The following is a 13,018-nucleotide window of genomic DNA, read 5'->3' as shown; positions in this document are numbered from 1 at the left end:
TTAGTAGATTCCGACAGCATCAAATGATTTCGCAGCCGATACCGCTTGTGGGCTAGTCGCACCGTAAAGATCTTTCGCCGATTGAACGACAGCTTGACGGAGGCTTGAGAAGTTTGATGTTGGCGTCAAGTAAACATTGAGCGCACGGTAGTAGATGTCACCCATCTCCATGACTCCTACACCTTGCACAGATACGCCGTAATGCGATCCACCGTTACCTAAGAGGTATGCCGCTTTGTTCACGATACCTGAGTTGATGTGAACTCCACCATTGTCTTGTGTTCCTGTGTAACGTTTCGAGTAGTGATCTGGATCTCCATATGCAGCCGGGTTCGACATTGAACGAAGTCCGTCTCCTGCCACTCCTGGAGTGTAGATGTCTTCCCCTACCAACCAGTCGAAGTTAGTTCCGACACTGTATTCCGCAACTGTACCTAAGATATCAGACACCGCTTCGTTGATGGCACCCGACTCGTTTTGATAGATCAATCCTGCCGTATACTCTGTGACCGCGTGTGTCAATTCGTGCGCGACAACATCAAGTGCGCCAGAGAGGTATGTGAACGTCTGACCATCTCCGTCACCATATACCATCTTGCTTCCGTCCCAGAATGCGTTGTTGTAGCTACGGCTATAGTGAACCGTCGAGTTAAGGGCCGCACCAGCGTTATCGTAACTGTTTCGTCCATATGTGTTCTTATAGAAATCATACGTCTTCGTCGCGTTGACGTGTGCCGAAACTGCTGCACGGTCATACGTCGTATTTAAGACGTTATCGACGTCAGCCCATAGCGAACCTGGAAGTCTTGTACGGTTCCCGGCATCGTATGTGTAGATCCCTTTTCCACGTGTTGAATCCTGTAAATAGTAGTATGAACCACTCTTTGTCGTTTTGAACGTCTGACTGTATCCAAGAACATCGATTCCTGTTCCTGTATATGTAGTTCCTGTCACACCGTTCGTCGGTTTAGCGTGTGCCAATTGATCGAATTTGTTAAGAACTTCTCCAGTACCCGCATCAATGAAGTATGTCCAACGTGACGGTTCTTCCGCGTCTAGAATGGTTCCGGTCACTTGATACGCGTATACAGATTTTTCACCAGATGGATAAACGACCAATTCAGCTTCCGGTTCAAGCTCGTAAGCCCCTTTATGTCCGACAAGCTCTTTATAGCTTGAGATGGCTTTCTTTTCGCTCAATTTGATTGACTTATGTAGATTCTTCACCGATTTCGCATCGTCTACGACTGTCTTCAATTGTCCATCTTCGTCCACCACACCGACAACAACACCACCGAATACTGGCACTCCGTCGACAGTCTGTTGTAATTTGACGACTTTACCGAGTTTGTCTGACTTCGATTCGATCGTTTTGAACTCACCTTTTGATTTTACGTACTCTTTGACGATTGTCGTCGGAGCACTTTCAGATGGTTTCGTCAACGTACCTGACTTCAATTCTGCCGCCCCGACCAATTGTGGTACGAGTAGGACACCTGCGATTAATGATGTAGATACAACTTTTTTCATGTGTTTACCTCCTTTGTGATGATTCTTACTTTACACAGTTTCCCACAAACAATGTATCCAACTTTTTAATTATTTTGACAATTCTAAATATTGAGTATATAGAACTAATTTGTTCTTATTCATAATCATTTAGCCATTAAAAAAAGTGCCACCCAGGAGGGGGGCACTATAAATATTAATATACATCTTTTTGCGTGAAGTGATAAAACGCATACGCCAGAGCGGCCATTGACCAGATGAGAATGATGAGTAACGAAAATGGTAACGTCATCCCCTCAATCGGAGGGGCTTGTCCCTCCAAATAGGTATGAAGGCCGAAGTTGACGTTCACCAGGTATTTCGAGCTATCCCAATTTGAGCCGAGGGATGTCAAAAGTGGTCCGGAAATGAGGACGGCCATCATGATGCCGATTCCAGTTGCCGTATTTTTCACCAGCACCGAGATCATGAGAGAAATTGTACCGACAGCAGCCACGACAAGCCACGATAGCCCCATCGACATGAGCAAGTACTCCCACATCGGCAACGTATGAACGAAATCGGTCGAGAATGTGCCGGTCGGTGACGCTTGGAATCCTGTCAAGATCGGAGCTGTCCACCCGTCCCAACCGAGAACAATCCCCGATATGGCATAACTGACGACGGCGGTCACAAATATTAAAATCGACGTGTATAAAAGCGTCGTCAGCCATTTGGCAAGCAAGATTTTATAGCGCCGAACCGGTCGGGACAGCAGCGTCTTGATTGTCCCATCATTATGTTCCCCACTAATGATATCTGCCATCAATACGATAATAAAGAGCGGTAGCACGAGCGTCGTACCTTGTGAAAAGAAGACGCGCATGAACGTAGGGGCACCCGGATAGCTCGGGTTGATGTCATTATCTAAATAGTATTGGTTCTGTTGGACTCGAAACTCAAGGATTTGTCGGAACTCGTCCTGCACGTTCGCAGAAGCGAGTCGGTTCTGTGTATCGATAATCTCTTGCTGAAGGTCGACACGCCAGTCGATCGTCCCTTGTTCTTCACGTTGTTTCTCGATTTGACGATAGTTCGCGTATGTGAACATTGAGACGAGAACGATCAGGATGATTGAAACGACCATCAATCTGCGCTTCCGATGAATTTTAAGTACTTCGTTCCGAATGAGTCCGAGCATGGATGGATTAGGCAATATGATCACCACCCGTCAATGTAATGAAGAGATCTTCTAGCGTCTGCACTCGGCGTTCGAGTCCGAAAACGTCAACATCTCGTTCCATTAAGTATCGATTCAACTTCGCTGTCTCCTCGACGTTCATCGAGATTCGAATCGTCCTTTCATCGATCACGTCCGCCTGATCAATGCCCTCGTAACCTTGAACGATTGGTAACACTTCAAAGCTATTGGTGACATGCAAATCGACCGTCGAAGCAAGTTCCTCAATTAAGGCTTGAACTGTGCCCACTTTGACAATCTTCCCTCTCGACATGATGGCAACGCGGTCCGCCAACAATTCAATCTCCGCTAAGATGTGACTCGAGACGAGAACACTGAGTCCAGTCTCTTCAACGAGTCGACGAATAAATAGTCGTAAATCCCGAATCCCCATCGGATCAAGACCATTCGTCGGCTCATCTAAAATGAGGACACGTGGATTGTTCAATAACGCCTGAGCAATCCCGAGCCGCTGACGCATCCCGAGCGAGTACGTCTTCACTTTGTCATCGATTCGAGCGGTCAAATCGACGAGGTCAATCACTTCTTGAATCCTTTTGTCATCCACACCAGGCAACATGCGCGCGAACGCTTCTAAATTCTCACGTCCGGATAAGAATTTATACAGTTCTGGATTCTCGACGATGGCTCCAATTTGATTCATCGCTTGAACGAATTGCTTGTCGACTCGATAGCCACAAATGGAAACATTTCCTTTCGTCGGTTTAATCAAACCAACAATCATCCGAATCGTCGTCGTCTTCCCGGCCCCGTTCGGTCCTAAAAAACCGAATACTTCTCCTGGCTGGACTTCTAGCGAAATATTATCGATGATTGTCTTCTTTCCAATCACTTTTGTCAGTTGATGTAACTTTAACGTCGGTTCCATTGTCTCACCTCTTTTCTTATTCTATCGGACAAAATCGAATCTGTCCTATTCGAACATTCACATAGGGCACATCCATACATTTTTGATATGATGTTTGTATAGAAAGCGAGGTCAGCCCATGAAACAGTCGAAATGGTATGCATTTTTAACTGGCGCCGTTCTCTTGACGGGAATCGCGTTATACGGTCTTTGGATTGGTTATCAAGATATCGTCAATCCGCCAGAACGAACACTGTCCGTCTCTGAAGACGAGCGTCCTGAACCAGAAGGAGATATCTACGTCGCGCTTGGCGATTCGTTGACTCGCGGAGTCGGGTCGACATCAGGCGCAGGATATGTACAACCTGTCAGTGAAGGTTTGGAAGATGAATCGCTCCGTACCCAAAACTTAGCCGTGTCTGGGGCACGAACTGAAGATTTACTCGCTCAACTTGAGCAACCTGAAGTGCGTCGCACGATTGAGAACGCCCGATATATCACACTAACCATCGGCGGAAACGATTTGTTCAACCGTGGGGAAAACGTCGACAATTTTGAGTCTGTCGATATTCAACAAGTCGTTACGGATGCGAAGACAAATCTCGAAACGATTTTTTCTGAGATCCGTGCGCTCAACGACTCGGCGACCATTGTCTATATCGGTCTTTACAATCCGTTCCAAAATGATGAGAACGGGCAAGCATTCAATCAACTCATCCTCGACTGGAACGCATCCGCGAAACAGTTGGCGAACGCGCAAAACATTGATGTAATCGATCCATTCGCTTATATCTCTGACTTATCACGTGATCTCGCGACCGATCAATTTCATCCGAGTGACCGTACGTATGAAAAATTCGCGAATGATGTACTCTTCGTTCTCGAATAAACAAAATCCTCGTCAACATAAGCTGACGAGGATATTTTTATTTTTCGTATCGAACGACCCACTGTTCACCATGTTTCATGAGACCAGTCCCTCGCCAACCTGTCTGTAGCAACTCAACTTGTTTCATCTGATTTTCCATCGGCACATCCATCGCTTCTGAAGTAGGTTGCCATGTGCGATGTAACTCCTTATAAAAAATATAACGGAGTTTTCCACCATACTTTTCTTTCAATGCCCCGATTCGGAGTCCGAGCGTGAACTTATCTTTCATGCTCGGAATATTGAACGGTGCGACGGTCGCGCAGACGACATCGAATCGGTCGTCGGTCTCGCACTGTGCCATCAATAGTTTCCCTAGGTGTGTCTGTAGCCCGTATCCCCTGAAATCTGGATGGACGTTCGTCACTTCTTGATAGAGAACACGCTCAAGCGAAGCGTCAGGCCGACCGATATCTCGACCTAAATGTTCGTCGTCAATTGGTGGGATGAGCATGGCTCTGAATGCAATGAGACGTCCTTCATGTATTGCTCCAACCAACGTTTGATCCGTCAACAGTTTCGTGAACTCTTCAATGGATAACGACTGATAGTGCTCTGGTTCAGCCAATGCCTGAATCACCGTTTCCTGAAGAGACAATAGTTCAGGTAAATCTGACAAGCTCAGAACGTGCACGTGAAGCGAAAGATCTTTCACGTCACCTTGCCACATGCGACTCTTCTCCAATCACATATGAATCAATCGTCAGTTCACGTAGCACGTCTTCATCGACGTCAATTCCGAGTCCAGGTTGATCATTTAATGAGATAATCGGTAAATCATATGATAAGTTTCCGACATCTTTCCCGAACCGGAGAGGCCCTGTCAGTTCGACCGTTTTTACGATGTGACTAGAGAAAGCGACATGGAAACCTGCACTTGATGCAATCGAAGATTCGACCATTGACCCGATCTGACATTCAATTCCCGACATTTCGGCCATATGCACCAGCTTTTTCGCCGGATAAATGCCGCCACACTTCATCAATTTAATGTTTGCTTTATGTGCCGCCTGCATCATCGTCAAGCGTCTCATATCGTGAATGTCTTTCAAACCTTCATCCATCATGAGCGGAACCGCAATTTTTTGCTTCACTTCCAGCATGCCTTCAAAATCATCTGATCGAACCGGTTGTTCCACCCAATCGATTCCATATGGCTCGAGCAGACGCATCGCCTGAACTGTGTTGGCCGCGTTGACCCATCCTTGATTGACATCGACTCGAATCGGAACATCCGGTCCTACCGCTTCTCTTACGGCTTTGACACGTGCCACGTCCGTTTGCACATCGACCCCGACTTTCATCTTCACGGCCGTGTAGCCTTGATTGATTTGTTCAAGTGCCTCTTGTGCCATATGACTTGGTTCCCCGATACTTAAGACGTGTGTGACCGGGAATGACTCATGGTACCGACCACCAATCCATTCATAGATCGGTTGATTTAATTTTTTCCCGATCAAGTCATGACAAGCGATATCGAGTGCCGCTTTTGCTGCCGGGACCCCGCGAATTGCACAATCCATCTCATCATGAATGCGCTCTAAGTGCAACGGATTTTTTCCGATTAATAGCGGTGCTAACAAATGACGGAGTACACTGATCGTACTCTCAGCCGACTCACCCGTCACATGCTCGTCCGCCACCGCTTCCCCATAACCGACAAGTCCACAAGTCGTGGTCATCTTGACAATGACAGACGGCATATCATCGTAACGATGATAACTGACGATAAACGGAACTTTTAACGGGAAACGAACTGAGAAAATTTCAATCTTTTTTATATTCATTTTCCTCACTCCTTTACTTCGATTGCGCTTTCCTCTATATTGTCGTTATATAGTCGTTAAATTGCAAGGGGGGATTTTCAGATGTCCATCCATATCGCTGTCGTCGGTTCGCCAGCTTTCATTCAACAAATAATTAAAGATTCTTCTTTACCGGATGTCCGGATTGAAGGGTTTCCTTATGATGACCCACGCGAGGCGGAAGACATCGCTGATCAACTCATGTTTTTTGACGGAGCTTTCTTCTCCGGTTCATTTCCGTATACGTACGCGACCGAGAAGGCGAACATTCCATATGCTCATCACGTTGTTCAAGATGATGTCGTGTTATTGACTTCACTCTTATATATGACGTTAACACAATACGTGCGATTAGAAGACATCTCGATCGACCTCGTTGACATGTCCCGACTGGAATCGATATTCGCATCATTTCCAAATCATGTACCCTCATCACAAGTGAAGCTACTCCACCCCCATATGAATCTTGAAGACTTGATTGCCTTTCATGAACAGCTTCAAGAAAGCGGGACGACACGATTTGCTTTGACGAGTGTGGAGCAAGTCCACCGTCGATTGATCAGTAGCGGTTATGCTAGTCAACTCATGATCGAACCAAAGGAGAGAATTCTCCATCATTTCAATGATTTTCTACAACAGATTCGATTGAAAAAGTCAGACCAATCACAATTCGCTGTCCTCTTCTACTCGAATGCGAATGAAGACACGCTACAACATGTGACAAATCAACAGTTGTTCGACGGCAAATTGATGGAATCTGACGAAGAAGGTATCGTCCTTTTATCGAATAAAGGAAAAATCGAGTCCGCCATCTCCAGTGGAACCATCCTATTGGAAAATTCGTCTGCGTACGTCGGTATCGGATATGGATCAGATTATAAACGCGCACTCGAACATGCTCGTTTAGCCTTTCATACAACAGGCGATGCCGCTATACGAATCGTCGACGATTCGAAGCGATTAACGTTCTCAAATCAACCGTCACCGATTCATTTCCGCGTCACGCAAACACGTGTCTATAACATGATGAAACAAACCGGCATGAGTCCGACCAATATCGAAAAGATCATTCACTTCTCAGCTAATCAACTCGAATTCACAGCGAAAGAGTTGACCGATTATTTGCAGGTGACTCGACGTACGACAGAGCGACTGATTAAAAAGTTAGTCGAAGCGAAACTCATCCATGCGATTGGTGAAGAGATGAGCTACAGTCAGGGTCGACCTCGCAACGTCTATAAATTTCAATTCCCGGTCGAATGACGACCGGGAATTCTTGTTTTACTGTGCCGCCTGTTCAGCGACAGGTTCTTCTTGTTGAATGACCGCCATGCGTTCAATCGTATATCCAGTAAAGGCATACAGAATCGAAATAACCGGTACGATGAAGTTTAAGACGGCGTATGGCGCATATTCGAACGCCCCGACACCGAGCGTACCGAGAATGAATACCCCGCACGTGTTCCACGGAATAAATACCGACGTCAATGTTCCACCGTCTTCGAGTGCACGGGATAGATTCTTCGATTGCAGCCCCATTTTCTCATAAGCCCCGGCAAACATGCGTGACGGGACAACAATTGAGATGTACTGCTCCGAGCAAGTCGCATTTGTCGCAATCCCTGCTAAAATCGTTGAAGCAATCAACGAACCTGCTGTTTTCGCTAACTTCAGAATTTGATTCATGATTGATTGAAGCATTCCTGAATATTCTAATATTCCTCCGAACGTCATCGCAACGATCGTCATCGATACCGTATACATCATCGCATCAAGACCGCCTCGGCTGAAGAGGTTATCAACCAATTCATTTCCCGTATCAATGACATAGCCACTTTGGAGAGCGCCTACGCTGTCCGCGAGCGTGCCCCCTTGGATGAACACTTGAGCCAAGAAGCCAAGTGCGATTCCGACGACGAGTGCAGGAATCGCCGGCACCTTCTTCGCGACGAGTAAAATGACCGCGAGCGGTACGACGAGTAACCATGGAGAGATGACAAAGCTGTCTTCAAGAATACTGAGTGTCTGTGTGATTTCTGACGAGTCCGTCGTCGAATCCGCAAACCGTCTACCGAGCCATGCGTATACACCTAACGCAATGATTAGTCCTGGAATCGTCGTATATAACATGTGTCGGATATGTACGAATAGATTCGTATGTGTTAAACCTGCCGCCAAGTTTGTCGTATCTGACAATGGTGACATCTTATCCCCGAAATAAGCACCAGAGATGACGGCCCCCGCAACCATCGGCGCTGGTATCCCCATACTCAGCCCGATGCCCATCCCCGCTACACCAATCGTTCCCATCGTCGACCAGGAGCTCCCGATTGAGAGCGCGACGACCGCACAGATGAGACAAATCGTTAAAAGAAAGTATGCGGGTGAGATGATTTTCAATCCGAAATAAATCATCGTCGCGACAATTCCTCCCCCGATCCATGCCCCGATTGTCAACCCGACGAGAATGATGATGACGACTGCCGGCAAGGCGAGACGAATTCCTTTATACATCATCTCTTCAATCTCTTTCCACTTAAATCCGTGACGCCATGCGACAATCGAGGCGACTGCCGTCCCGACGATAAGCGGGATATGTGGTCCTTGTCCGAGCTGGACGATTGAGATGAGCATGACGACGATCATCACACCGAGCGGTAATAGTGCCCACCCCAATTTCATGTCTTGCTTGTTCCCCGTTGTTTCCATGTAACTTCCTCCCCTATAGCGAAAATTCAGAATTGTCGTTATATTGTCGCTAATAACGTTATGATAGCGCTTACACTTGTTTGATGCAATAAAAAAATGAGTGGACAGACATCTGTCTATCCCACTCATCGATTCTTATGTGGCGGCGATACGGAGGGCATCCGCAAGAAGTAGTGCCCCATCTTCTAGCGCATCACGGTCAAATGTCATATGCGGATGATGGAGACCTGGTCCTAAATCAGCCCCGATTCCAATCATCGTCGCATCCAGCGTCGGTTTCTCAACGGTATAAAAATGAAAGTCATCGCTACCTGACGTGACGATCCGTTCGACAAGAGCCGACTCACCAAATCGTTCTTCAATCGCTCGTTTGGCGATTTGGCTCGAACGTTCCCCGACGACGGCTCCAGGTGTGAAGTCCTGCCATTCCCACTGCAGTTTTACGCGATGAAGTTGACCGACTTGAAGTAACATGTCTTCGACACGATTACGCAACTCGAGCAATTCTTCATTTTTTTGAGCACGAACGTCAATCGAGAACGTCGCATTCCCCGGAATGATATTCATATTGTCGCTCCCGGCGTGGACTTTCGTCAATTTGACGGAATGCGGCTCAAACGGAGATAAATAAATGCTTTTTAGCATGTGTTGAATCGTAAAGATGACGTCGAGTGCGTTCTGTCCTTGATGCGGTCTTGCACCGTGGGCATCATCACCGAGCACCTCTCCCTTTAAGAAAAAGGCTGCCCCATGCTGAATCGCTGCCGTATATTGCCCTTTTTTCAACTCTTCTTGTGGACGTAAATGAATTCCGAAAAGTTGGGTCACGTCTTCTAACGCGCCTCGCTCAATCATAGCGAGCGACCCGTTCCCTTGCTCTTCAGCAGGTTGGAAAATAAAACGAATGCGTTTCTGTAGCGTTTCGTCCTTCAACTGCTCGAGGGCGCCGAGGACCATGCTGATGTTCGCGTCGTGTCCACATGAATGATTCGCTTGAAACGTTCCGTCCACTTGTTGCCATAACGCATCGATATCGGCTCGGACCGCGATTACGTCTTCACCCGATCCGATCTCTGCAATCACCCCGGTCACATCCTCAAACGTCCGATGTGGAATCGACCAGTCTGATAAGATCGATGCGATTGTTCGAGTCGTCTCGACTTCTTTCCAACTGATTTCTGGATGAGCATGGAAATGCTCAAACCACTTGATTACGCTTGTCATATGTATCTCCACACCTTTATATTTTTTTGACGCCTTTGATGAGGACCCACTGTAAAGGCAATCGACTCCATGTGATCCATTTCGGGATGACTTTCCCACCGATTCTAGATGGCTTCACGGCCATATTGATATTTGCAGGGAAGACAGCGATAAAGAATGCCGGTAGCGTCCGTTTCACGAACGACGTTCCTTTGTTCAGTAATAGCATCGCCCCGAAGACGACTTCAACGACTCCGCTCAGTTGTACCATCAATCGACGGAACGGCCAAGACTTCGGAATAATCGACATGAACGCCTTTTCTCTGACAAAATGTAAAATCCCTGCCCCGAATAGTAACACCCCATATAAATTTCGAACCATATCTCATCCTCCTTTTGTATAAGCATAGCAAAAAAGGCGGGCATATTGCCCACCTTTTACAGTGCAGAACCGTTTGCATTTTGAATCTCGACTTGAACCGTTTCCGTTTTTCCGTCACGGACATATTCGATGTCGACTGTTCCATCTGTATCCCGGATCAATTCACTACGGAGATCGATGAACGAGCTGACTTCTTTGTCATTGATTTTCACGATGACGTCACGCGCTTCAAGACCCGCTTTCGCAGCTGAACTGTTTTGTTGGACTTCCACGATAATCGTTCCAGCCGTTACCGATTCAGGCAGGTTGATTTGTTCCGTCAAGTAACCTGGAGGGAACTCTGACACATCACGTAGCGAGACGCCGAGCGAAGGATGGTTCACTTCTCCCGTTTGTTCGATTTGATTGATGAGTGGAAGGGCGATGTCGACTGGAATTGAGAATCCGACTCCCTCGACTTCTGCCGTTGCAATCTTCATCGAGTTGATTCCGACGAGTTGTCCTTCTTCATTGATTAATGCACCGCCCGAGTTACCTGGGTTGATGGCTGCATCCGTTTGAATGACCTCGGCGTTGAAGTCGGCTTGACCGTTCTCATCCGTATCCACCGGTACGAGACGTGACGTCGATGAGACGACACCACGCGTCACCGAGTTCTCGAATTGTCCGAGTGGATTCCCGATCGCGATGACGGTTTGACCTGGTTTCAATTCGCTCGATTTTCCGATTGAGATGACAGCTGGTACTTTGTCAGCATCAACTTTTAAGACCGCCAAGTCATACGTCGCGTCACTTCCCATGAGCGTTGCTTCTGCTGTCGTTCCGTCATTAAACGTGACCGTCAGCTTGTCTGCCCCATTGACAACGTGATGGTTCGTTGCGATAAATGCCGAGTCACCTTCTTTTTTGTAGATGACCCCTGAACCGACTCCAGCCTCGACCGCTTCACTCGAGAAGCCGGTTTGGGCGAAGTTGTTCACGGTCACGACGGCAGGTTGAGCAGTCGCGACGGCATTCGTGACTGAAGAATCGGACACGTTTGATGACGTTTGGACCGGAGTCCCTTGTGAGGTCACGTTCGTGTCACTCACACTCGTAGCGGGTTGGTCGATGAACGGGTAAGCGATTGCGCCCGTCAGCAATGCCCCGATGATCCCACCGACAAGTCCTGGGAACATACGGCTGACGAATGACGGTTTTGATTGTGTTCGTACTTTTGCTTCTTCTCGGTTGGATGAACCGAGTTCTGTATCTAACCAATCTTTTTGTTGCTCTGATTCATGTAATTGATCGCGTTCATTTGATTGATCGTGACGATCCATAATGATTCATCTCCTCTGTGTTATCTTCTACCCTTACTATAACGAAGAGGAACACTCATTTATAAAATGATAAATGAATTACAAGATTCTTCACATTTTGCGTCATTTCATTCAGACAATCACATTTCTTAGCGTACCGAGTCCTTCAATCGTCACTTCGAGGGTGTCTCCCGTTTGAAGATACATCGGTGGCGTCATCCCGTGACCGACCCCGGCTGGCGTACCTGTCGCGATAATATCGCCTGCTTCGAGCGTCATTCCTTTTGACAGGGTCCGAATGAGCTCATCAATCGGGTGAATCATATCACCCGTCGTCCCGTCTTGGCGTGTCTCACCGTTGACATCCGTTCTGATTCGGAGTGGAAACTGTAGCTCGTCCGGTGTCACGATGAACGGTCCCATCGGACAGAACGTATCGAGCGACTTCCCGCGGAAAAATTGAACATGTTCTTTTTGCACGTCCCGTGCCGTCACATCATTTAGAATCGTGTATCCGAAAATGTGTTCCTCGACCGATTCGATGTCTCGTCCCGACTTTCCAATGATGACGGCGAGTTCGCCTTCGTAGTCTAGTTTGTCCGTCAAATCCGGATGTCGCTCAATGACTGCCTCCGGACCGACGACTGAGGTCGGTGCTTTCGTGAAAATGACGAGTTTCCCCGCTCCTGCTGTATCCATCTCTTTCACGTGTTCCTCGTAGTTCTTCCCGATACAAATCACGTTTTTCAAAGGACGATACGGGGCGAGCAATTTCACATCCGTCAATCGGTATGACGGCGCCACGTCCAAATCAATATCTGGTTCGAACTCACGGGCAATCACTTCTAATAAATTTGTCGTATGTACTTGATTGCTAACATCGAAGACAAAATCGCCCTCGACAACCCCCACTCGTTGTTCTTCCTGCATGTCAAAACTACACCATTTCATCAAAAATCCCCCTTTTTCATCATTATACAAAAAATCGAGACATGTCTGCCTCGATTACACTTTGTGTGAACTACTCGCCACTTATTTGCTTCACAAATTGAAGTGGGAGCTTCTTGGGAAGACCGTACTTTTACTAGCCACGG

12 protein-coding genes are annotated in these 13,018 nt (G+C 47.2%); 2 read left to right on the top strand and 10 right to left on the bottom strand.

The features are described from left to right. From KNO91_RS08230 to KNO91_RS08220, 3 genes are all read right to left on the bottom strand, one after another. Entirely contained in the window at positions 1-1,530 is a 1,530-nt protein-coding gene (locus KNO91_RS08230) for a M4 family metallopeptidase (RefSeq protein ID WP_214817458.1), read from the bottom strand. Between the two features lie 175 nt (positions 1,531-1,705). Then, positions 1,706-2,704 carry an ABC transporter permease gene (locus KNO91_RS08225; RefSeq protein WP_251126595.1) on the bottom strand — a complete coding sequence of 333 codons (999 nt, stop codon included), beginning with the start codon at positions 2,702-2,704 and terminating at the stop codon, positions 1,706-1,708. Next, complete coding sequence (locus tag KNO91_RS08220; protein WP_214788402.1) at positions 2,697-3,617, bottom strand: ABC transporter ATP-binding protein; 921 nt, start codon at positions 3,615-3,617, stop codon at positions 2,697-2,699. The genes KNO91_RS08225 and KNO91_RS08220 overlap by 8 nt, the downstream gene beginning before the upstream one ends. A gap of 118 nt (positions 3,618-3,735) precedes the next feature. Between KNO91_RS08220 and KNO91_RS08215 the strand changes: the two genes are divergently transcribed. Further along, the gene (locus KNO91_RS08215) at positions 3,736-4,485 is read left to right on the top strand and encodes a GDSL-type esterase/lipase family protein (RefSeq protein ID WP_214795335.1); all 750 of its coding nucleotides are present in this window, start codon (positions 3,736-3,738) and stop codon (positions 4,483-4,485) included. A 37-nt stretch (positions 4,486-4,522) separates the two neighbouring features. Here the strand turns inward: KNO91_RS08215 and KNO91_RS08210 are convergent, their stop codons facing one another. After that, positions 4,523-5,194, bottom strand: coding sequence for a hypothetical protein (locus KNO91_RS08210; protein WP_214817456.1), 672 nt, complete (start codon positions 5,192-5,194; stop codon positions 4,523-4,525). Beyond that, a complete protein-coding gene (locus KNO91_RS08205; RefSeq protein WP_214817454.1) occupies positions 5,181-6,311 on the bottom strand; it encodes a mandelate racemase/muconate lactonizing enzyme family protein in 1,131 nt (376 codons plus the stop codon). The genes KNO91_RS08210 and KNO91_RS08205 overlap by 14 nt, the downstream gene beginning before the upstream one ends. An 81-nt stretch (positions 6,312-6,392) precedes the next feature. Between KNO91_RS08205 and KNO91_RS08200 the strand changes: the two genes are divergently transcribed. Further along, entirely contained in the window at positions 6,393-7,592 is a 1,200-nt protein-coding gene (locus KNO91_RS08200; protein ID WP_214817452.1) for a helix-turn-helix domain-containing protein, read from the top strand. Positions 7,593-7,610: 18 nt separating this feature from the next. Here the strand turns inward: KNO91_RS08200 and nhaC are convergent, their stop codons facing one another. The 5 genes from nhaC to KNO91_RS08175 form a co-directional block, all read right to left on the bottom strand. Beyond that, positions 7,611-9,011: a Na+/H+ antiporter NhaC gene (gene nhaC / locus KNO91_RS08195; protein WP_371816661.1), complete on the bottom strand. Its 1,401-nt coding sequence runs from the start codon at positions 9,009-9,011 to the stop codon at positions 7,611-7,613. A 162-nt stretch (positions 9,012-9,173) separates the two neighbouring features. Further along, positions 9,174-10,262 (bottom strand): amidohydrolase, encoded by a 1,089-nt coding sequence (locus KNO91_RS08190; protein WP_214817450.1) that lies wholly within the window; start codon positions 10,260-10,262, stop codon positions 9,174-9,176. Positions 10,263-10,278: 16 nt separating this feature from the next. Continuing rightward, positions 10,279-10,623, bottom strand: coding sequence for a DoxX family protein (locus tag KNO91_RS08185; RefSeq protein ID WP_214788420.1), 345 nt, complete (start codon positions 10,621-10,623; stop codon positions 10,279-10,281). 56 nt (positions 10,624-10,679) lie between these two features. Beyond that, positions 10,680-11,945 carry a S1C family serine protease gene (locus tag KNO91_RS08180; RefSeq protein WP_214795347.1) on the bottom strand — a complete coding sequence of 422 codons (1,266 nt, stop codon included), beginning with the start codon at positions 11,943-11,945 and terminating at the stop codon, positions 10,680-10,682. Between the two features lie 111 nt (positions 11,946-12,056). Next, a complete protein-coding gene (locus tag KNO91_RS08175) occupies positions 12,057-12,875 on the bottom strand; it encodes a fumarylacetoacetate hydrolase family protein (protein WP_214817448.1) in 819 nt (272 codons plus the stop codon). Positions 12,876-13,018 lie beyond the last annotated feature (143 nt).

Source organism: Exiguobacterium sp. s59 (genome assembly GCF_018617475.1).
Taxonomy (GTDB): Bacteria; Bacillota; Bacilli; order Exiguobacteriales; family Exiguobacteriaceae; genus Exiguobacterium; species Exiguobacterium aestuarii.
Note: the sequence above shows the minus strand (reverse complement) of the source record. Positions and strands in the feature narration are given on the sequence as shown.

Coding starts and splice junctions, on each gene's coding strand:
- KNO91_RS08190 (WP_214817450.1), bottom strand. CDS start 10,262: ATGACAAGCGTAATCAAGTGGTTTGAGCATTTCCATGCTCATCCAGAA.
- KNO91_RS08215 (WP_214795335.1), top strand. CDS start 3,736: ATGAAACAGTCGAAATGGTATGCATTTTTAACTGGCGCCGTTCTCTTG.
- KNO91_RS08210 (WP_214817456.1), bottom strand. CDS start 5,194: ATGTGGCAAGGTGACGTGAAAGATCTTTCGCTTCACGTGCACGTTCTG.
- nhaC (WP_371816661.1), bottom strand. CDS start 9,011: ATGAAATTGGGGTGGGCACTATTACCGCTCGGTGTGATGATCGTCGTC.
- KNO91_RS08205 (WP_214817454.1), bottom strand. CDS start 6,311: ATGAATATAAAAAAGATTGAAATTTTCTCAGTTCGTTTCCCGTTAAAA.
- KNO91_RS08200 (WP_214817452.1), top strand. CDS start 6,393: ATGTCCATCCATATCGCTGTCGTCGGTTCGCCAGCTTTCATTCAACAA.
- KNO91_RS08175 (WP_214817448.1), bottom strand. CDS start 12,875: ATGAAATGGTGTAGTTTTGACATGCAGGAAGAACAACGAGTGGGGGTT.
- KNO91_RS08220 (WP_214788402.1), bottom strand. CDS start 3,617: ATGGAACCGACGTTAAAGTTACATCAACTGACAAAAGTGATTGGAAAG.
- KNO91_RS08230 (WP_214817458.1), bottom strand. CDS start 1,530: ATGAAAAAAGTTGTATCTACATCATTAATCGCAGGTGTCCTACTCGTA.
- KNO91_RS08185 (WP_214788420.1), bottom strand. CDS start 10,623: ATGGTTCGAAATTTATATGGGGTGTTACTATTCGGGGCAGGGATTTTA.
- KNO91_RS08180 (WP_214795347.1), bottom strand. CDS start 11,945: ATGGATCGTCACGATCAATCAAATGAACGCGATCAATTACATGAATCA.